Annotated in this window: 20 protein-coding genes; 9 read left to right on the top strand and 11 right to left on the bottom strand. The window is 66.1% G+C overall.

Annotated elements, in window-relative coordinates:
* Positions 1–195 precede the first annotated feature (195 nt).
* Positions 196–621, bottom strand: a complete 426-nt coding sequence (locus ACIBW7_RS31460; RefSeq protein WP_397052823.1) for a cold-shock protein — start codon at positions 619–621, stop codon at positions 196–198.
* 201 nt (positions 622–822) lie between these two features.
* Between ACIBW7_RS31460 and ACIBW7_RS31455 the strand changes: the two genes are divergently transcribed.
* Complete coding sequence (locus ACIBW7_RS31455) at positions 823–1,065, top strand: hypothetical protein (RefSeq protein WP_387286249.1); 243 nt, start codon at positions 823–825, stop codon at positions 1,063–1,065.
* A 366-nt stretch (positions 1,066–1,431) separates the two neighbouring features.
* Positions 1,432–2,055: a resuscitation-promoting factor Rpf1 domain-containing protein gene (locus ACIBW7_RS31450; protein ID WP_397052645.1), complete on the top strand. Its 624-nt coding sequence runs from the start codon at positions 1,432–1,434 to the stop codon at positions 2,053–2,055.
* A gap of 103 nt (positions 2,056–2,158) precedes the next feature.
* Here the strand turns inward: ACIBW7_RS31450 and ACIBW7_RS31445 are convergent, their stop codons facing one another.
* Positions 2,159–2,347 carry a hypothetical protein gene (locus ACIBW7_RS31445; RefSeq protein ID WP_040686441.1) on the bottom strand — a complete coding sequence of 63 codons (189 nt, stop codon included), beginning with the start codon at positions 2,345–2,347 and terminating at the stop codon, positions 2,159–2,161.
* 75 nt (positions 2,348–2,422) lie between these two features.
* On the opposite strand from ACIBW7_RS31445, the gene ACIBW7_RS31440 reads away from it, so the two are divergent.
* On the top strand, positions 2,423–4,714 hold the full coding sequence (locus tag ACIBW7_RS31440) for a helicase-associated domain-containing protein (RefSeq protein WP_397052643.1): 2,292 nt from the start codon (positions 2,423–2,425) through the stop codon (positions 4,712–4,714).
* On the opposite strand, the gene ACIBW7_RS31435 is transcribed toward ACIBW7_RS31440, so the two are convergent.
* Positions 4,715–5,227: a hypothetical protein gene (locus tag ACIBW7_RS31435; RefSeq protein WP_397052641.1), complete on the bottom strand. Its 513-nt coding sequence runs from the start codon at positions 5,225–5,227 to the stop codon at positions 4,715–4,717. It abuts the gene before it with no gap.
* Positions 5,228–5,546: 319 nt separating this feature from the next.
* Here ACIBW7_RS31435 and ACIBW7_RS31430 point away from each other — a divergent pair, with 319 nt between their 5' ends.
* Complete coding sequence (locus tag ACIBW7_RS31430) at positions 5,547–6,362, top strand: hypothetical protein (protein WP_397052639.1); 816 nt, start codon at positions 5,547–5,549, stop codon at positions 6,360–6,362.
* A 3-nt stretch (positions 6,363–6,365) separates the two neighbouring features.
* On the opposite strand, the gene ACIBW7_RS31425 is transcribed toward ACIBW7_RS31430, so the two are convergent.
* The 4 genes from ACIBW7_RS31425 to ACIBW7_RS31410 are packed head-to-tail and all read right to left on the bottom strand — an operon-like array spanning position 6,366 to position 10,853.
* Entirely contained in the window at positions 6,366–7,757 is a 1,392-nt protein-coding gene (locus ACIBW7_RS31425) for a M1 family metallopeptidase (protein ID WP_397052637.1), read from the bottom strand.
* A 53-nt stretch (positions 7,758–7,810) separates the two neighbouring features.
* On the bottom strand, positions 7,811–8,446 hold the full coding sequence (locus tag ACIBW7_RS31420) for a LysE family translocator (RefSeq protein WP_040686430.1): 636 nt from the start codon (positions 8,444–8,446) through the stop codon (positions 7,811–7,813).
* Positions 8,447–8,485: 39 nt separating this feature from the next.
* Complete coding sequence (locus tag ACIBW7_RS31415) at positions 8,486–9,154, bottom strand: DUF3239 domain-containing protein (RefSeq protein ID WP_397052635.1); 669 nt, start codon at positions 9,152–9,154, stop codon at positions 8,486–8,488.
* A 40-nt stretch (positions 9,155–9,194) separates the two neighbouring features.
* Positions 9,195–10,853 carry a DNA repair helicase XPB gene (locus ACIBW7_RS31410; protein ID WP_397052633.1) on the bottom strand — a complete coding sequence of 553 codons (1,659 nt, stop codon included), beginning with the start codon at positions 10,851–10,853 and terminating at the stop codon, positions 9,195–9,197.
* A 388-nt stretch (positions 10,854–11,241) separates the two neighbouring features.
* Here ACIBW7_RS31410 and ACIBW7_RS31405 point away from each other — a divergent pair, with 388 nt between their 5' ends.
* The gene (locus tag ACIBW7_RS31405; RefSeq protein WP_397052631.1) at positions 11,242–11,886 is read left to right on the top strand and encodes a LysE family translocator; all 645 of its coding nucleotides are present in this window, start codon (positions 11,242–11,244) and stop codon (positions 11,884–11,886) included.
* A 34-nt stretch (positions 11,887–11,920) separates the two neighbouring features.
* Positions 11,921–12,571, top strand: coding sequence for a trimeric intracellular cation channel family protein (locus tag ACIBW7_RS31400; RefSeq protein WP_397052629.1), 651 nt, complete (start codon positions 11,921–11,923; stop codon positions 12,569–12,571).
* Here the strand turns inward: ACIBW7_RS31400 and ACIBW7_RS31395 are convergent.
* Positions 12,568–13,746, bottom strand: coding sequence for a pyridoxal phosphate-dependent aminotransferase (locus ACIBW7_RS31395; RefSeq protein ID WP_397052627.1), 1,179 nt, complete (start codon positions 13,744–13,746; stop codon positions 12,568–12,570). The two genes, ACIBW7_RS31400 and ACIBW7_RS31395, sit on opposite strands and share 4 nt — an antisense overlap.
* A gap of 176 nt (positions 13,747–13,922) precedes the next feature.
* Here ACIBW7_RS31395 and ACIBW7_RS31390 point away from each other — a divergent pair, with 176 nt between their 5' ends.
* On the top strand, positions 13,923–14,126 hold the full coding sequence (locus tag ACIBW7_RS31390; protein ID WP_329415367.1) for a hypothetical protein: 204 nt from the start codon (positions 13,923–13,925) through the stop codon (positions 14,124–14,126).
* A gap of 49 nt (positions 14,127–14,175) precedes the next feature.
* On the opposite strand, the gene ACIBW7_RS31385 is transcribed toward ACIBW7_RS31390, so the two are convergent.
* Positions 14,176–15,096 carry a sigma-70 family RNA polymerase sigma factor gene (locus ACIBW7_RS31385; protein WP_397052625.1) on the bottom strand — a complete coding sequence of 307 codons (921 nt, stop codon included), beginning with the start codon at positions 15,094–15,096 and terminating at the stop codon, positions 14,176–14,178.
* Between the two features lie 61 nt (positions 15,097–15,157).
* Between ACIBW7_RS31385 and ACIBW7_RS31380 the strand changes: the two genes are divergently transcribed.
* Positions 15,158–15,727, top strand: coding sequence for a GNAT family N-acetyltransferase (locus ACIBW7_RS31380; RefSeq protein WP_397052623.1), 570 nt, complete (start codon positions 15,158–15,160; stop codon positions 15,725–15,727).
* A 44-nt stretch (positions 15,728–15,771) separates the two neighbouring features.
* Positions 15,772–16,323 carry a class I SAM-dependent methyltransferase gene (locus tag ACIBW7_RS31375; protein ID WP_397052621.1) on the top strand — a complete coding sequence of 184 codons (552 nt, stop codon included), beginning with the start codon at positions 15,772–15,774 and terminating at the stop codon, positions 16,321–16,323.
* Positions 16,324–16,361: 38 nt separating this feature from the next.
* Here the strand turns inward: ACIBW7_RS31375 and ACIBW7_RS31370 are convergent, their stop codons facing one another.
* Positions 16,362–17,453, bottom strand: coding sequence for a 3-deoxy-7-phosphoheptulonate synthase (locus ACIBW7_RS31370; RefSeq protein ID WP_397052619.1), 1,092 nt, complete (start codon positions 17,451–17,453; stop codon positions 16,362–16,364).
* A gap of 221 nt (positions 17,454–17,674) precedes the next feature.
* Positions 17,675–18,145, bottom strand: coding sequence for a carboxymuconolactone decarboxylase family protein (locus tag ACIBW7_RS31365; RefSeq protein WP_397052617.1), 471 nt, complete (start codon positions 18,143–18,145; stop codon positions 17,675–17,677).
* Positions 18,146–18,174: the final 29 nt, after the last annotated feature.

Here is an 18,174-nt window from a genome sequence, read left to right as displayed (position 1 = left end):
CTGCTTGCAGGTCGCTCGAAACGGTCGGCAGCGACTGCTTGCAGGTCGCTCGAAACGGTCGGCAGCGACTGCTTGCAGGTCGCTCGAAACGGTCGGCAGCGACTGCTTGCAGGTCGCTCGAAACGGTCGGTCCGAAAACGATTCGCGCGCTGCCCGGTAGGCCGGGCAGCGCGCGTAATTCGTTATCCGCGAACGTCAGTGATCGAGTTCGCGCGCGACCGCCCGCACCACTTCCGAAATGCGCTGCGCGGTCTTGCGATCCGGGTACCTACCCTTGCGCAGATCCGGCTGCACCTTCGCCTCGAGCAGGGTGATCATGTCCTCGACCATCCCGTGCAGCTCGTCCGGCGTGTGCTTGCGCGCGGCCGGTTCCTTGTGCGCACCGCGATCGCGCTCGTGGCCCTGACGGACCGAGGGCGGCGATTCGAGCACCTTCAGACTCAGCGCCTGCGGCCCACGGCGACCGGCGGCCATGCCGAATTCGACACGCTGACCGGGCTTGAGCCCATCGACGCCGTCGGGCAGCGCGGACGAACGGACATAGACATCCTCACCCTCGTCCTGGGAAAGGAAGCCGAAGCCCTTTTCGACGTCGTACCACTTCACCCTGCCGGTCGGCACTGCACTCACCCGTTCATCATCGAAACTCGGGCAGCACTGGCCCGAGCGCGTCCGTCTGCCCAGGTGCTCGTCCGGCATACCGCCTCGGACAGCTCCTGTCAGTTTGCGAAAAGAACGCGCCCCACAGCTGTGCAGGACGCGATTGTCACCGAGTCTACCCCGGTGCGAATAACGCAAGCACATCAGTTTTACGGTCGAGCAGTGACGAACCCATCCGCGCCACCGCCTCCGAGCCGCTCACCGCGCCGCGCCGGCGACCGGTTGCTGTACGTGGCACTCGGTCTGTTCGCGATCGGCTTGCTTGCGATCGTCGCCATATTTCTGACGCCGGTCCTCAGTGATTCCGACCCGGGCCTGTGGCTGTATCTGCTGGCGATGTTGGCGCCGCTCGGCTTCCTCTGTGCGATCGTCTTCGCACTGTGGTCCGGCCGACGATCGCGGTAGACCGGTTACCCCTGCTAATCGTTACCGAACCGCCAGTGTGATCCTCGTCACATCACGGCGCGATAACGGAGCGGCCCTTCCCCGCGACCAGCCCGCCCGCACCATCTCTCAGCTGCGCGGAAGCTTGTCCGCCGCAATCGATACCGGTCCGAGACCCGCGCAGACCCGCCGGTTACCAAATAGTGATTTTTCGCGCCGATCGTCGTACCGTCTTACCCAGCCGGGACAACCGGCAACCACCGGCCCGCCGCATCAAACCTCACCCCGCGGGTACCGGACCCCAACGGAAGCAGGGGTGGGGGCGGGACGGACGACCTCTCAGTCCGAACCACGTGCAGATGCGTACGAGAGGCAGAAGAACCCGATATGAGTGGACGCCATCGCAAGCCAACCTCCACCGGGCGCACCGTAGCCAAGGTCGCCGTCACCGGCGCGATCATCGGCACCGCTGGTGTGGCTCTCGCTGGAAACGCCAGCGCGGCACCCGACCAGGATTGGGATCGCCTCGCGCAGTGCGAGGCCGGAGGCAACTGGGGCATCAACACCGGCAACGGTTTCCAGGGCGGACTGCAGTTCTCCCCCTCCACCTGGAATGCTCACGGCGGCGGCGAGTACGCCGCGACCGCCAACCAGGCCACCCGCGAACAGCAGATCGCGGTCGCCGAGAAGGTCCTCGCCAGCCAGGGCTGGGGCGCCTGGCCCTCGTGCTCGTCCTCGCTCGGCCTGAGCAGCGGATCCACCCCGCGCACCGCCCCCTCCTCCACCGAGACCCCGCGCTGGAACCCGGCCCCGGCTGCCCCGGAGCAGGCCGTCGCCGACCCGAGCCAGCAGGTGTTCGACGCGATCGACCGCGCCGTCGCCGTCGTACAGGGCCAGGGTGTGCAGATCCCGCAGGAAGCCCTCGATTTCTTCAATGCCGCCAAGGGCACTCAGCTCGACCCGGCAGTTGTGAGCTTCTACGAGGCGAACAAGGGCATGCTGCCCGCCTGAGTCGTCACAACGCAGACCGTACGAAGAAGGTCCCCGCATCATTGATGCGGGGACCTTCTTCGTATCCGCGGGTTTTCCGTCCTAGTGCCGAGCGGTGTGCCGCTCAGCGGTTGATCACCGTATTCGGGTGCATGTACGGCAGCTGATCGGCCGGAACCGGAAACTCGGTGTCCTCACCGAACGGCGAGAGCCCACCGGAACGAGTCGACGACAGTTCGGTGACCGCATGGCCACCGTCCTCCACCGAGGGCCAGCCATGGTCGACATAGGGTTTCTTCGATTTGTTCACCACGACCACATGCTAACGCGCTGCATACCCGTGCTCCTGCCCCGGCAGACAAATCCGCTGCATCGTAGGCTGGACGAGATGACTGCGACCGAATCCCTGGCCGGGTGGCTCGCGGCCCGCAGCGATGCGCAGCTGGTGGCCCTGCTCGAACTCCGGCCCGATCTGGCCGTGCCACTGCCCTCCTCCATGGCGGTGCTCGCGGCCCGCGCCGAGCAGCGCGCGTCGGTCCTGCGTGCCACCGATGACCTGGACACACTCGAGTTCGCGATCGTGGAAACCCTTGCGGTGCATCGGGCGACGGGCTCGGGCGGAACGCCGATGAGTCGCAAGGCATTGCGCGTGCAGTTGAAAGATCGGGTGAAGGTCGCGGCAATCGATGCCGCCTTGGCCCGCCTATCCGATCGCGCACTGGTCTGGAACGACGGTGACGACCTACATCTGATCCCGGCCACCGCCGAGGCACTGCCGTGGCCGATCGGCAGCACCACCGAAATTCCGGATGCCCTGACCGAGCCCGAGGTGATCGCGGCCCTCGCGGCCGTCGCCCCCGCCGAACGCGCGCTGCTGGACAAGCTGGCCACCACGGGCCCGCGCGGACGCACCAGGGACGCCGCTCCGGGCACGCCGGCCGACCGCCCGATCCAGCAACTGCTCGGCCGCCGATTACTGCACTGGATCGACGAGGAGACGGTTGAACTCCCGGTCACCGTCGGCCAGGTGCTGCGCCGGGAGCCGGTGACCCATCCGCACGCGCTGAAACCGCCCGAGCCGACACCGACGAAGCACAGCCCCACCGAAGTGAATGCGGTCGCGGCGGGCGAAGTGGGCGAGCTACTGCGGCACTGTGCCGACATTCTGGAGGCGCTCGGCCAGGCGCCCGCGCCCGCGTTGCGCGCGGGTGGGCTGGGCGTGCGGGAGTTGCGCCGCATCACCAAACAGACCGGTATCGACGAAGCGCGCGCCGGACTGCTCGTCGAACTGCTCGCCGCGGCCAAACTCGTCGAGAAGGGTATGCCGGACCCGCCACCGGAATTCGACTCCACCGACGACTTCTGGGCACCGACACCGGCCGCCGACGGCTGGCGGGACGCACCGCCCGCGCGCCGCTGGGTGGCGCTGGCACAGGCCTGGCTGGACCTGGACCGCATGCCGTGGATGATCGGCATGCGCGACGCCAATGACAAACCGCTGGCGGCATTGTCGATCGAACTGCGCACCCCGCACGCACCGCGCGACCGCCGCACCATGCTCGATCTGCTCACCGAATATCCGACCGGCACGGCACTGGCCCCCACCGATATCGGCCGAATACTGGCCTGGCGGCAACCGCGGTGGCGCAGGCACTTCCGCGTCGAGGCGGTCGAGCACACGCTGGACGAGGCCGCGACGCTCGGATTCATCGGACGCGGTGCGCTCGCCGCACCGGCGCGAGCCTTGCTGCACGCCTCGCCGACCAGCGCATCCGATGCCGAGGCCGAGATGGAATCGGCGCTGCCCGAACCCATCGATCATGTGCTGGTCCAAGCGGATCTGACCGTCATCGCGCCCGGTCCGCTGACGCCGGAGCTACAGAGCCGGGTAGCGCTCGTGGCCGATATCGAATCCGCGGGTGCGGCAACGGTTTACCGGATCAGCGACACATCGGTGCGACGTGCGCTCGATGCCGGGATGACCGCGGCCGAACTGCATACGCTGTTCACCACGCATTCCCGCACACCGATCCCGCAGTCGCTGACCTATCTGATCGATGACGTCGCGCGCAGACACGGCCAACTACGGGCCGGTATGGCGCAGTCGTTCGTCCGCAGTGACGATCCGGCACTGCTCGCGCAGGTGCTGAGTTCGCCGGTGGCGAGCGAACTCGCGTTGCGGGCCATCGCACCCACCGTCGCCATCGCCCAGGCCCCGCTGGGCGAATTGCTCGAACGGTTGCGCGCGGCCGGATTCGCTCCGGCCGGTGAGGATTCCGCGGGCACGATTGTCGATCTGCGCCCCCGCGGCGCGCGGATCGCGGTGCGTCCGCATGCCAGGCAGCCGTATCGCCCGACGCCGCCGAGCACCGAACAGCTGACACTGCTCGTCGCGGAGCTGCGCGCGGGCGACCGGGCCGCCAGCGCCCGCAACGGTCAGGCGGTGCGCCCCGACGGCACCAGAACCAGTACCGCCGCAACCCTGGCGCTGCTGCAATTGGCGGCGCGGGTGCGGCGGTCGGTCAATATCGGTTATGTCGACGCCCAGGGCGTCGCGTCACAGCGCGTGGTCGAACCGTTGAAGGTCGGCAACGGCCAGCTCGACGCACTGGACCCGGTAACCGGCGCGATCCGGCATTTCACCTTGCACCGGATCGCGTCGGTCGCACTACTCGAGTAATCAGCCCTTGGCTGCGCCGAGGCAGAAAGTGACCTTCGGGTCCGGGACGGTCACGAAGCTGGTCGCGTCGGCGCCACACTGCAATTCGTCGGCCTGACCGTCGATGCGCTGCACCACCTTGAAGGTGGCTTCGGAAGAGGAGCAGTCGACGTACTTGTACGGGTTGGTGCCGACATCGGCGTAGCAGCTGCCCTGCTTGAAGTTCGGCGCGAGGCACATGTAGGCCTGGCCGCCACTGACCAGGTCCTCGGTGTAGGTGGTGTATTCGGCCGCGCATTCGAGCTTCTTGTCCGCGGTCTGGAATACCTTGTAAACCGCCTGCGGCGACGAGCAGTCGACCGGCTCGGACTTGGTGGCCGATGACGAACTGTCGGTGACATTGATGCAATCACCGACCTTCGCCTTGGCGGTGTCGGACTTGCTTGCATTGTCGAGCGCCGAACAACCGGTCACCACGGCCACCAATGCGCCCACCGCCAGGAGGGCGAGCACAATGCGTGCCAGCAGCCTCATTCCTGGGAACTTCAACGGGAAACCCTCTCTCACCGAACGTGTTCACGACAGATGTGAACGCGGTGAGGATACCGTCACGGTCGCCCGAACCGCATCAGCAGTTCGGACGGCCGACCAACAGGAGGCGCGGCTCAGTACTGCCCGTAGAGTCCGGTCAGCCCCATCAGCGCGAGGCCGACGAATTTCGGGATCAGGTTGACCAGGACCATGATTCCTAAACTGTTCACTATCAATGCCTTTCGCACTACGAACACATGGACGTTTGTCCAGTATGTGCACTCTGTCGCTTCCGGAGACCCGGTCGTTACGCTTGGCAAGTATGAGGCTCGAAGAGGTCACCGTCGACTTGTACGGATTAGACCCTGGTGAGTTCATCGCCGCCAGGGCGGCACGCGTCGCCGAGGCCAAGGATGCGGGCGATAAGGGGCTCGCGACCGCCGTCGGCAAACTGCGTAAGCCGACGGTCGTCGCCTGGACGGTGAACCTGCTAGCCCGTGCGGCACCCGATGATGTCGATGCGCTGCTGCAACTCGGTGCCGCGCTGCGTACGGCGCAACGGGAATTGTCCGGCGATCAGTTGCGCGCGCTGACCACGCAGCGGCAGCAAGTCGTCAATGCCCTTGCCAAGCGGGCGGGCGCACTGGCCGCAGATCGCGGGCATCCGGTCACCGAGGGGGTGCTGCGCGAGGTGGGACAGACGCTTACGGCGGCGCTGGCCGATGACACGGTCGCCGAGCAGGTGCGCAGCGGGACACTGGTGACATCGGCGAGTTATGAGGGTTTCGGGCCCGGTGGTGCCGCACTCACCTCGGTAAGCGGAACTGGTACAAAGAAATCCGCCGAACCCGTCGCAGCGGACAATGCGGGGCAGGAACTCGACGAGGCACTCGAAGCCCTCGAATCTGCCCGTGCAGCAAGGGATTCGGCACAGGACGAGGCGGAAGAGGCGGCACAACGATTGGCCGAGTGCGAATCCCGCATCGAGACACTGCGCGAAGAACTTGCGCACGCCGAACAGCAGAAACAATTCGCCCGCACCGCCGATCGCGGTGCACAGGACCAACTACGCGCGACCCAGAAACAACTCGATCGGGCTGAGCGCTGGGTGGAAAAGGCCCGCGAACGCGTCGACTGAACGTCAGCCGCGCAATGCACCGGGGAAGAGGTACTCGTCCGGGGGCATTGTGGTGCGGTTCAACCAGGCGTCGAAGAAGCCGGTCAGATCGGTCGGGGATTTCGACTGCATGAAGGTGCGGAATTCCGGCATCGAGGCATTGCCATAGGCATGGGCGGCATTGAATTCCCGGACGGCCGTGAAGAATACGTCGTCACCGAGTTGCTTGCGCAGGGCGTGCAGGAACAGCGGACCGCGAGAGTAGACGGAGGTGAATTCATTTCCGACACCCGGGTTTTCCAGCGGAATATCCCAGAATTTCAGGTCGGAACGGTTCTTCCGAATGGTCTCGCGGTAGGCCGCGTCGACGTCCTTGCCCTCGATCCGCTCCGGCCACAGATAGTCGGCGGTGTAGCTGGCGAAGCATTCGTTGAGACAGATATCCGACCATTGCCGCACCGAAACCGAATCGCCCCACCATTGGTGCGCGATTTCGTGCACCGCGGTCGGCAGGTCGGTCCACGGTGCGTAGATCGGACGGGTCTGGGTCTCCAGCGAGAACTCCAGATCCGCGTCGACGTAGATGCCACCCGCGGCGTCGAACGGATAGGGGCCGTAGAGCGCCTCTCCGAAGTCGATGATTTCGGGCAGGCGCTGCTCGGTTTCCCTATTGCGCTCCGCATTCGGGGCGAAGGCGCTGATCAGCGGGGTGCCGTTGGCGCGGCGCTGTTCGAGGTAGCTGTAGTGATCGATCGCGACCGTGGTCAGGTAGCCGAGCACCGGTTGGTGCGACTCCCAGGTGACATTGCGTTGCGCACCGACGACAGCATTCTCGGTCCGCACACCGTTGGAAACCACCTCCCATTCCGCGGGAACCGACGTGTGCAGGGTGAAGGTGGCCTTGTCCAGCGGGGTGTCGTTGAGCGGGTACCAGCTGGTGGCCGAATGCGGTTCGCCCGAGACGAAGGCGCCGCCGCTGGGTGCGTAGGTCCAGCCCTCGCCTTCGGTGTTCCTGGCTTGACCCGCGTAGTCGACGGTGACGCTGAAGGGCAAACCAGGCAGCAATGGGAGCAGTGGGGTCACGGTCAGTTCGTGGTCGCCGTTGCGGTCGAAGGCGGCTGGCAGGTTGTTCACCGAGACCATGCGAACGTCCGGGCCGTTGAAGTCCAGATTGAACATCTGCAGGGGCTGGGTGGCGGTGGCCTCGATGGTGGTCGTGCCGGTGAGCTGATGGCTCGGCGGGTCGTAATCGATGGTGACCTCGTAGTGGCCGACGTCGTAGCCGCCGTTGCCGTCCAGCGGGTAGTACGGATCGCCGAGACCCGGCGCGCCGACGAGCGGATCGGCGTTCGCCGGAACCGGGGCGGCGACCAGCGCGCCGATCACGGCCGCACACAACCAGCCGGACCACTTCATACGACCACCACCCCTTTCGCGGCCCCACCCGACCTCGGTGGATGGTAGTCGCTTCAGTCGGCGCTACCGCTGAGTGCCACCGACGCGCCGAGGCCGAAGATCATCGCACCGCCCGCACCGCCGACCGCCTCCAGTCGTTGCGGCGAGCGCGCGAACCAGGTGCGGGCCGATGCGGCGAGCAGACCCCAAGCGCTGTCGGAGACCAATGCGATCGCCAGGAAGATGGAGCCGAGGATCAGGAATTGCAACTGCAGCGAACCCGCCGACGGTTCGGCGAAATGCGGCAATACCGCCGAGAAGAAGACGATCGCCTTGGGATTGGTCAGCCCGACGAAGACGCTCTGCCGAAAGACCTTGGCATCGGCGGGGTCGAGCTGGGCGTTCAGCGCCGCCCGCAACGCCTTGCGCTCGCGAATTGCCTGGATGCCGAGGTACATCAGATAGAGCGCACCAGCGAACTTGACCACGGTGAGCGCGAGCGCCGAGGCCGCGAGCAGGGTGCCCAGGCCCACCGAGACCAGCAGCAGCGCGATGAAAACACCCGCGGAATGACCGAATACCGAGACCAGGGCGGCGCGGCGGCCGAGTGCGAGGGCCCGACCGATGGTGAAGAGCACACCCGGTCCGGGGATGACGATGATGACAATCGATGCGGCGATAAAAGCCAGCAGGTTGGACGCCGGAACCATTTACCGAGTCTATTCGGCGGCGCAAGGGAATTCGGCTGATCAGGACCCCAGGTCGCCGGGGAGCTGGTGCGGGTCGAGCAGCAACCGCTTGGCCGAGGTGCGCCGCACCTTGGCGGCGAGTTCCAGATTATCGGTGAGCAACCGCCATTCGACCTCGCTGATGGCCGCGCGCGCCCGATCGATGACGGTGCCGTCGCGCGTGCCCCAGGCGATCGGCATGGCGCTGACCGACTGCCAGCGCTCGCCGACCTGACGCGGCGCCCGATCGGTGCGCACCGCGACCGACGGCACCCGCTCACCCGCGCGCTTCTCGTGCCCCGGCAGATCCCTGACCTTCCTGATCACCAGCGCATAGCGCGGGTCGTGGGTCTCCGGTTTCGAGACATCGACCAGTGCGAGCAGCACAACCCCGCTCGGATGCGTTTCGGAGACGACCGCGGGAACCAGTTCACCATCGGCATAGAGCTTGTCGATGCTGGAGCGATGCGGTGTCCAGAACGCGACCCACAGCGCGACGACCGCGCCGAGTGCGAATGCGATCGCGAGCAGATACGCCCACGGGTGGTTCAGCCAGATCAGATACGCGGTGCCGGTCGCGGCGATGACGGCAGCCGCGATCGCCATGACACGCAGTCGACGTAGGTCGGCGAAGACTTCATTGACCGCATGGGCGTGCTGCCGGTCCACCGCGAATTCGAAGCGTCGCACGTCATATTCCTAGCACACGTATCGGAGGTTACTCCTCCGCTTATCCGATGGCCGGCCCCAGCAAGTCATCGGCATCCGTAATGCGATACGCGTAACCTTGTTCGGCGAGGAAACGCTGCCGGTGCGCGGCATATTCGGCGTCCAGGGTGTCACGTGCGACGACGGAATAGAAGTGGGCTTGGCCACCATCGTGTTTCGGTCGCAACAGTCGACCGAGCCGTTGCGCTTCTTCCTGGCGCGAACCGAATGTTCCCGAAACCTGCACCGCGACAGAGGCTTCGGGCAAATCGATGGAAAAGTTCGCGACCTTGCTCACCACCAGCACCGGAATCTCACCGCGCCGAAAGGCATCGAAAAGTTCTTCGCGCTCTTTGGTTTTCGTCGAACCTTGAATTACCGGCGCATCGAGGTCGGCGCCGAGTTCGTCGAGTTGATCCAGATACGCGCCGATCACCAAAGCCTGCGCATCCTTGTGCTGGGCCAGAATAGATTCCACCACAGGGATTTTCGTGCGCGCGGTCGAGCAGAGCTTATAGCGCTCCTCGGGCTCGGCGGTGGCATAGGCCATCCGCTCGGCATCGGTGAGGGTGACCCGGACCTCGATGCAGTCGGCAGGCGCGATCCAACCCTGCGCCTCGATGTCCTTCCACGGCGCGTCGTAGCGCTTGGGTCCGATCAGCGAGAACACATCGCCCTCGCGGCCGTCCTCACGCACCAGGGTCGCGGTGAGACCGAGCCTGCGCCGCGATTGCAGATCGGCGGTCATCCGGAAGACCGGTGCGGGCAGCAGGTGCACCTCGTCATAGATGACCAGGCCCCAATCGCGGCTGTCGAAGAGTTCGAGGTGCTTGTATTCGCCCTTGGTGCGGCGAGTGATCACCTGATAGGTGGCGATGGTGACCGGACGGATCTCCTTGCGCTCACCCGAGTATTCGCCGATTTCGTCCTCGGTCAACGAGGTTCGGGCAAGCAGCTCACGCCGCCACTGGCGGCCGGCCACCGTATTGGTGACCAGGATCAGCGTCGTGGCCTGCGCCTTGGCCATCGCGGCTGCGCCGACCATCGTCTTGCCCGCACCACATGGCAGCACCACGACACCCGAGCCACCGGCCCAGAACGAATCGGCCGCCATCTCCTGGTAGTCGCGCAGATGCCACCGGCCGCCGGTGTAATCCAGCTCGATCGGATGCGCCTCGCCGTCGACGTAGCCCGCCAGATCCTCGGCCGGCCAGCCGATCTTCAGCAGCATCTGTTTGATCCGGCCACGCTCGGACGGATGCACGACGACGGTGTCCTCATCGACGCGGGCGCCGAGCATCGGTGCGATCTTCTTGTGCCGCAGCACTTCCTCGAGCACCGCGCGATCCAGACTGACCAGCATCAACCCGTGCGCCGGATTCTTCACCAGCTGCAACCGGCCGTACCTGGCCATGGTGTCCACGATGTCGACCAGCAGCGGCTGCGGCACCGCATATCGCGAGTAGCTGACCAGGGCGTCCACCACCTGCTCGGCATCATGACCCGCCGCCCGCGCATTCCACAGCGCCAGTGGCGTCACCCGATAGGTGTGCACATGCTCCGGCGCCCGCTCCAATTCCGCGAACGGCGCAATAGCCTGCCGCGCCACCCCGGCCAACTCGTGGTCGACCTCCAAGAGCAGCGTCTTGTCACTCTGAACGATCAGCGGACCGTCGGTCACAGCTGCGCCTCGCTGGCACTCGGCTCCGCTGCGACCGGAGGTGCTGTGCCTATGGTTCCCTCGCTGCGCTCGGTCACGATCTCTCCTCGTATACGGCGTCCGGCGTTATCGGATCGCTCGTTCGACTCCGGCCCATTCTCCCCGACGCCACCGACAACCCATCGGATGCGGCATCGATCCTGCCCCGACGGGCGTAGCTCGCGTCGGCTTCGCACATACAGCGTGCGAGCGGCCCGTTTTGTTCCGGGACGAATGCACTGACCGCCCATTCTCGTCCTGATACCGCGGGATCCCGCTCGATCGAGAACACGAACGATCGATGACGCCAGTCCACCACCACTCAACTGGCCCGCGACGAGCACGGCGTGTGTGCATGAGTATCGGGAGCATGATCGAGACTGCGGCGATTCTGGGAGTGGCGGCGGCCGCGTTGGGGATGGTGCTCACACCGGGGCCGAACATGATGTATCTGGTGTCACGCAGCGTTTCGCAGGGACGGCGGGCCGGATTGGTATCGCTCGGAGGCGTCGCGGCCGGATTCGGAGTCTATTTGGCGGCGGCCACCGCGGGGATTACCGCGGTGTTCGCAGTCGTGCCCGGCTTGTATCTGGCGGTGAAGCTGGCGGGTGCGGGATACCTGTTGTGGCTGGCCTGGCAGGCGGTGCGGCCCGGCGGGACCTCGGTCTTCGCCCCCGCCGAACTGCCCCCGGATCCGACGCGGCGACTGTTCACCATGGGCTTGGTCACCAATCTGCTGAATCCGAAGATCGCGATCATGTACATGGCCTTGATCCCGCAGTTCGTGGCGCCCGAGCACGGCCGGGTGTGGTTGCAGAGTCTGTGCCTCGGGTCGGTGCAGATCGCGGTGGCATTGACGGTGAACGGGCTGATCGTGCTGGGTGCGGGCGGGATCGCCGCCTTCCTGACCGGTCGGCCGCTGTGGTTGCGGATCCAGCGCTATTTCATGGGATCGATGCTCGGCGGGATCGCGGTACTGGTCGCGACCGACCGTGCGCGGCCGATGCCTGCCTGAGCCCCGGTGCCCCCGGATATGTGATCGTGTGCGCATGGCGCATTTCGATTCCGCGGTGAATACCGCGCAGCATGCCGGGGAGCTGTTCGGCGTCTTCGCCTTCGCGACCTCGGGGGCGCTGCTCGCGGTGCGGCGCGGATTCGACGTATTCGGGATCGTGGTGCTGGCCTGCAGTACGGCGCTGGGTGGCGGTGTCATTCGGGATCTGGTGATCGGCCGGACACCACCCGCGTCGTTCGTCGATCTCAGTTATCTGTGGACCGCGCTGCTCGCGGCCGCGGTCATCTTCTTCTGGCATCCGTCGCCGCGTGTAACCGGCGGTCCGCTGGGGGTGGCCGATGCGTTCGGGCTCGGACTGTTCTGCGTGACCGGCACGGTGATCGCCTACAACCACGGTCTCGGCGCGCCCTCGGCCACACTGCTCGGATTGGTCACCGCGATCGGCGGCGGAGTGATCCGCGATCTGCTCGGCGGACAGACGCCGAGTGTACTGATACCCGAGCAGATCTATGCGGTACCAGCACTTTTCGGTGCCACGGCGACCGCGACGCTGCTGCATTTCAATGCCTACAACCCGATTACCGGCGGCTGCGCCGCGCTCGGCGCCATCGTATTTCGCCTGGTCGCGATGCGGTACGACTGGCATGCACCACAGGCGCGACGTCGCCCGCAGGACCGGGCCTAGCCCACTCGAACACCCGCGCGAAGTCGGCGCACGCCCTCGTCGAGGGTTTCGTCGCGTTTGCAGAATGTGAAGCGCACCAGGTGATTCCACGCCTCGACGTTGTCGGCGAAGGCGATGAGCGGCACGGCCGCGACACCCAGCCGAGCCGGTAGTTCCCGGCAAAAGGCCAAGCCGTCGGTCGCGCCCAGCGGTGTGATGTCCGCACAGATGAAATAGCCGCCCGCACTCTCCTTTACCCCGAAGCCGGTGTCCTCGAGCGCCGCGGCGAGCCGGAGTCGCTTGTCCGACAGCGTGTCTCGCAGTGCGGCGACCCAGTCGAGTTCATTGTTCAGCGCGTGCGCCACGGCCGGTTGGAACGGCCCACCCGCCACGAAGGTCAGGAACTGTTTGGCCGCGAGCACACCGTCGATGAGTTCGGCTGGAGCGAGCGCCCAGCCGGTCTTCCAACCGGTGACGCTGAAAGTCTTTGCCGCGCTGGACACCACGACGGTGCGCTCGGCCATACCGGGCAGATCGGCGAGGCTGATGTGCTCGTTGCCGTCGTAGACGAGATGTTCGTATACCTCGTCGGTGAGCACCAATAGGTCATGCTCGCAGGCGATTTCGGCGATCGCGGTCAGATCGGCGCGGTCGAGCACGGTGCCGGTCGGGTTGTGCGGTGAATTGACGATCAGCATCCTCGTCGCCGGCGTGATGGCGGCGCGCAGACTGTCCAGGTCGAGTACGAAGCGGTCACCGTCGGCGACGAGATGGGCCGTGCGCCGCCGCGCTCCGGCAAGGGCGACCGCGGCCGCGTAGGAGTCGTAGTAGGGCTCGATGAGCACGACCTCTTGACCGGGCTCGACCAGACCGAGCACGGCGGCGCTGATCGCCTCCGTCGCGCCGACGGTGACCAGGACCTGCGTGTCCGGGTCGTACTGGGTGCCGTAGCGGCGGGCCCGGTCGGCGGCGATGGCGCGCCGCAGGATCGGCATACCGCGGCCGGGCGGGTACTGGTTCAGCCCGTCGGCAATGGCCTGACGCGCGACCTCGAGCATGCCCGCGGGACCGTCGGTATCCGGAAAGCCCTGACCCAGGTTGATCGCCTCGTGCCGGACGGCTAATTCGGTCATCTCCGCGAAGATCGTGGAGGCAAATGGGCGCAGGCGGGCGACGGTCGCGGGTTGCGAGGACATATCCGGAGAGTAGCCCAGCGATCGACATTGTTGCCAACAGATAGCGAAAGGCTATATTTCACTTTTGAATTGGCGTCTCTACCTGCATGGTTGTGCGTTGTCCCAACGGCGGCTAGCCTCGCCGTGTTCTACCTCACAAACCGCCGACCTGCGGCGGTAGCTCGAAAGGGGCGCTTATGGCCTCGTATCTGGACCTGGTACTGCAGCCGGCCGCGTCGGAGGTCGCCGGAACGGTACTGGGTTTCCTGCGAAATGTCGCACACGACCTGATCGCCGGCTTCGGCTCGTCCACCGGCGATTGGTTCAACGGATCCTCGACCGGCAATAGCGGCACCGGATCGTCGACCGGGGACTGGTTCCTGGGCTCGTCCACGCCGTAATCCGATGGCGGTGTCAGGCCTGGCGATGAGGGCCCGGCCTGGCACCGTCTCACCCCAGGCGGACGTGGGACAATTTTTCCGGATTCGCGAGATCGTAGGTACCCCAGACCAATCCGTCGCGAACCGCGAATCCGATCACACGGGGCGGCCCCTCCAGCCGCCCGTAGCCCGGGCCGACCCGATACACGACCAAACCCAATTGACCATTTACCGTGGCGAATTCGAATTCCAGTGTCGGCTCCGACGAGCCGTCCATACCGTACTTGCGCACCAGCCCGAGGAGGAAACGGGCGACCTTGTCCGCACCGGCGATGACATTGATCGCGGTGGAAGTGGTGCCGTTCGCATCGCCGATTATTACCGAATCCGGGTGCAGCGCAGCGGTTATCGCGGCGATATCACCTGCGGACAGCGCGGCGACGAAATTACGCACCGCGGCCGCGTGCTCGACATCCGGGACGGGCAGCGGCGCCTGCGCGACGGACTTCCTGGCCCGCACGGCCAGCTGACGCGCCGCCTCCACCGAAATACCCAGGATTTCCGCGATCTCGTCGAACGGCACCGAAAGCCCGTCGTGCAGGACGAATGCCACGCGCTGCGGCGGCGTCAGACTCTCCAGCACCACCATGGCGGCGAGGCTGCATTCCTGTTTGCGGACCACCGCCTCGAGCGGATCCGGCATGGTCGATGGCGTGGTACCGGTAACGACCGGCTCCGGAAGCCACTGCCCGACATAGGTTTCCCGGCGCACCGCGGCACTGCGCAGGCGGTCCAGGCAGATTCGGCTGACCACGGCGGTCAGCCACCCCCGCAGATCCTCGATCTCGGATTGACGCGCACCGGCGAGCCGCAGCCAACTCTCCTGCACCGCGTCCTCGGCGTCGCCCGCACTGCCCGTCAGCCGGTAGGCGACCGAGAGCAGATGCGCCCGATGCGATTCGAACAAGTCGGCGAGAAGAGCGGCAACCATCGGGCTGATTGTACGTTCCGCGCTGATAGGCCCGACGAGCCGGTCATGACACCATGCTCATATGGAGGATCATCCGCTATCCGACACAACCATCTGGTTGTCGCGGCCGACCGAGGCCGATATCGACGATATCGTCGCATGCTGCCAGGAGCCCAGCATTGCCGAGTGGGTGACGATTCCGGTTCCGTATCACCGGAAGAATGCCGAATCCTTCCTCGACGATATGGTCGCGCCCGGCTGGGCCACCCGCAGTCCGATCTGGGCGCTGCGGACGCGCGCGGACGGGCCGGTGGTCGGCATGATCGATCTCAACGCGCGCGACGAATCGGCATCGGAGATCGGCTTCTGGCTGGTCTCCGCCGAACGCGGACACGGGCTGATGTCGCGTGCGGTCGCCCTGGTGTGCGAATTCGGTTTCCAGCCAACAGGATTGGGGCTGAGCCGGATCAACTGGCGCGCCTTCGTCGGCAATCACGCCTCGGCCGCGGTGGTCCGCCGCAACGGTTTCCACTTCGAGGGCACGGCGCGACTCGGCAGTGTGCAGCGCGGCAGCCGCCGAGATACCTGGCTGGCCGGACGGCTGGCGACGGACCCGCCCGGGCCGGCCTCGGATTGGCCGCCCGGGATCTGACCGAACCGCCGACCGGCGCCGCGCAACAGTCGTAGATTGCCAATATGGCGGCCGATGCCCGATTCGAGTGGATCGCCGAAACCATGCACCTGCGGCCCGACGACCGGATCCTGGAAATCGGTCCCGGCTCCAGCGACTCGATCGCGTACCTGGCCGCACGGCTGGACGGCGGTCGGATCGTCGGTGTGGACCGTTCCCCGACGGCCATTGCCCGCGCGCGGAAACGCCATGCCGCACTGATCGGATGCGGCAAGGTCCACCTGTTGCACGCCGGACTGGAACAGCTCGACCGGGCCCGGGTACTCGCCGAAATCGGACCGGCCCGCGGCTTCGACAAGGTTGTCGCCGTCAACGTGAACCTGTTCTGGACCAAGCGGCCCACTGCCGAACTCGCGCTGATCCGGCAGGTCCTCGCGCCCGACGGCACGCTGTATCTGTTCTACGGATACGGACAACCGGACGAACCCAGCGGCACCGGTCCGAAACCCGCACCCGGACATCTCATCGACTATCTGGCCACCGCGGGCTTCGACGGCGCCACCGTCTGCTCCGGCGATATCCTCGGCGTCGTTGCGAAACCGCGCCGAAATCCGTAGCCGCGCCCCGGCTTTCACCGGGGCGACAGGCTCCGGTATCAGCGTTCGCGGCGCTGCTGCACCGCGTCGGCGAGGCGATCGAGCTGGGTAGCCGTGGTCTCCCAATCGATGCAGGCATCGGTGATGGACTGCCCGTAGGTCAGCGCGTCGGCGTGCCCGAGGGTCAGATCCTGGCGGCCCGCGACGAGGAAGCTCTCCAGCATCACGCCGACCACGCCCGGCTCGCCCGCGGCCAACCGGCCCGCGATATCGGTGACCACATCGACCTGCTTGTTGTGATCCTTATTGCTGTTGCCATGGCTGGCGTCCACCACGATCCGCTGCGGTAGCGATGCCTTCTCCAACCGGATGCAGGCCTCGCGGACCGAGGCGGCGTCGTAATTCGGGCCGGTGCTGCCGCCGCGCAGGATCACATGGCAGTCCGGATTGCCGGTGGTGCGGATCAGCGCCGAGCGACCGTCCAAGTCGGTGCCTGGGAAAACGTGGCTGGCCGCGGCGGCCCGCACACCGTCGACGGCCACCTGCACATCGCCGTCGGTGCCGTTCTTGATGCCGACCGGCATGGACAGTGCGCTGCTGAGCTGGCGGTGTACCTGGCTGGCCGCGGTGCGCGCGCCGATGGCGCCGTAGGAGACCAGGTCCGCGATGTACTGCGGGGTGATCGGGTCGAGGAATTCACAGGCCACCGGCAGGCCGAGCGCGGTGATATCGACCAGCAGCTTGCGCCCGATGCCCAGTCCGGTGTTCACGTCGAAGGAGCCGTCCAGGTGCGGATCGTTGATCAGTCCCTTCCACCCGAGGGTGGTGCGCGGCTTCTCGAAGTACACCCGCATCACGACGTGTAGCCGATCATCGAGTTCGGCCGCCTTGGTGGCCAGGCGGCGGGCGTAGTCCAGCGCGGCGGCCGGATCGTGGACCGAACACGGTCCGACGATCACCATCAGGCGATCGTCGGTACCGTTCAGCACGTCGACGGTGGCCTTGCGTCCGGCTCGGACCACGTCGGCCAGCGCATCGGTGATCCGGTGCACCTGGCGCACCTCGGCCGGTGAGCGCAACGGGCTGACACTGAGAGTGCGTTGGTCGTCGAGATCGGAATGCCGCGCGTCGACGTCGGCTGCGGTAGTCATCGTTTGTGGGTTCCTTTACTTCAAGGCCGACCCACGGACATGAAACCCGTCGAGCCGGTCCATCATCCGGCTCGGGGTGGAGGTGAGGTCAGCGCAAATGGTTGCCGCAGACCGACCCACCCGGGGCCGGCTTGCTAAACCAGAAATAGACGCGCTGCACGACGGTGACTGTACCAGGGACTATCCCGAGGTAACCGCAAGGCCAACTTTCGTGCCGAAGCTCACCCCAGCTGACCGGGGACGTAACCACCGGCCGGGGTGCGGACGATCACATTCATCCGATTCCACGCGTTGATCGTCGCGATGGCCGCGATGAGGGCCGCGGTCTGATCGTCGTCGTAGTGCTTGCGCACCTGCTCCCAGGTCTCGTCGCTGACGCTACGGCCGTCACCGATGCGGGTGGCCTCTTCGGTGAGGGCGAGGGCGGCGCGCTCGGCCTCGGTGAAGACGGTGGCCTCGTGCCAGGCGGCGACCAGGTTGAGTCGCACGGAGGTCTCGCCCGCGTGCGCGGCATCCTTGGTGTGCATATCGACGCACATGCCGCAGCCGTTGATCTGGCTGGCGCGGATCTTGACCAGCTCGTAGGTGGCGGCGGGCAGGGAGGACCCGTCGACGACCTTGCCCGCGGTGATGAGCCGCTTGACATAGCTACCGGCGACGGGATTCGCGTAGAGGTTGAAGCGCTGTTCCATGATCTGTGCCTTTCCATTCGGTTGGGTTC

The organism is Nocardia sp. NPDC049526 (genome assembly GCF_044465765.1).
Lineage (GTDB): Bacteria > Actinomycetota > Actinomycetes > Mycobacteriales > Mycobacteriaceae > Nocardia.
The sequence above is the reverse complement of the archived record's forward strand: the minus strand, read 5'-3'. Positions and strand labels throughout refer to the sequence as shown.

What these genes read in the sequence shown, in the direction of transcription:
- ACIBW7_RS31430 (WP_397052639.1), top strand. Translation starts at nt 5,547, where the DNA reads ATGAGGCTCGAAGAGGTCACCGTCGACTTGTACGGATTAGACCCTGGT.
- ACIBW7_RS31390 (WP_329415367.1), top strand. Translation starts at nt 13,923, where the DNA reads ATGGCCTCGTATCTGGACCTGGTACTGCAGCCGGCCGCGTCGGAGGTC.
- ACIBW7_RS31365 (WP_397052617.1), bottom strand. Translation starts at nt 18,145, where the DNA reads ATGGAACAGCGCTTCAACCTCTACGCGAATCCCGTCGCCGGTAGCTAT.
- ACIBW7_RS31375 (WP_397052621.1), top strand. Translation starts at nt 15,772, where the DNA reads ATGGCGGCCGATGCCCGATTCGAGTGGATCGCCGAAACCATGCACCTG.
- ACIBW7_RS31440 (WP_397052643.1), top strand. Translation starts at nt 2,423, where the DNA reads ATGACTGCGACCGAATCCCTGGCCGGGTGGCTCGCGGCCCGCAGCGAT.
- ACIBW7_RS31380 (WP_397052623.1), top strand. Translation starts at nt 15,158, where the DNA reads ATGGAGGATCATCCGCTATCCGACACAACCATCTGGTTGTCGCGGCCG.
- ACIBW7_RS31385 (WP_397052625.1), bottom strand. Translation starts at nt 15,096, where the DNA reads ATGGTTGCCGCTCTTCTCGCCGACTTGTTCGAATCGCATCGGGCGCAT.
- ACIBW7_RS31425 (WP_397052637.1), bottom strand. Translation starts at nt 7,757, where the DNA reads ATGAAGTGGTCCGGCTGGTTGTGTGCGGCCGTGATCGGCGCGCTGGTC.
- ACIBW7_RS31450 (WP_397052645.1), top strand. Translation starts at nt 1,432, where the DNA reads ATGAGTGGACGCCATCGCAAGCCAACCTCCACCGGGCGCACCGTAGCC.
- ACIBW7_RS31395 (WP_397052627.1), bottom strand. Translation starts at nt 13,746, where the DNA reads ATGTCCTCGCAACCCGCGACCGTCGCCCGCCTGCGCCCATTTGCCTCC.
- ACIBW7_RS31370 (WP_397052619.1), bottom strand. Translation starts at nt 17,453, where the DNA reads ATGACTACCGCAGCCGACGTCGACGCGCGGCATTCCGATCTCGACGAC.
- ACIBW7_RS31420 (WP_040686430.1), bottom strand. Translation starts at nt 8,446, where the DNA reads ATGGTTCCGGCGTCCAACCTGCTGGCTTTTATCGCCGCATCGATTGTC.
- ACIBW7_RS31435 (WP_397052641.1), bottom strand. Translation starts at nt 5,227, where the DNA reads ATGAGGCTGCTGGCACGCATTGTGCTCGCCCTCCTGGCGGTGGGCGCA.
- ACIBW7_RS31405 (WP_397052631.1), top strand. Translation starts at nt 11,242, where the DNA reads ATGATCGAGACTGCGGCGATTCTGGGAGTGGCGGCGGCCGCGTTGGGG.
- ACIBW7_RS31400 (WP_397052629.1), top strand. Translation starts at nt 11,921, where the DNA reads ATGGCGCATTTCGATTCCGCGGTGAATACCGCGCAGCATGCCGGGGAG.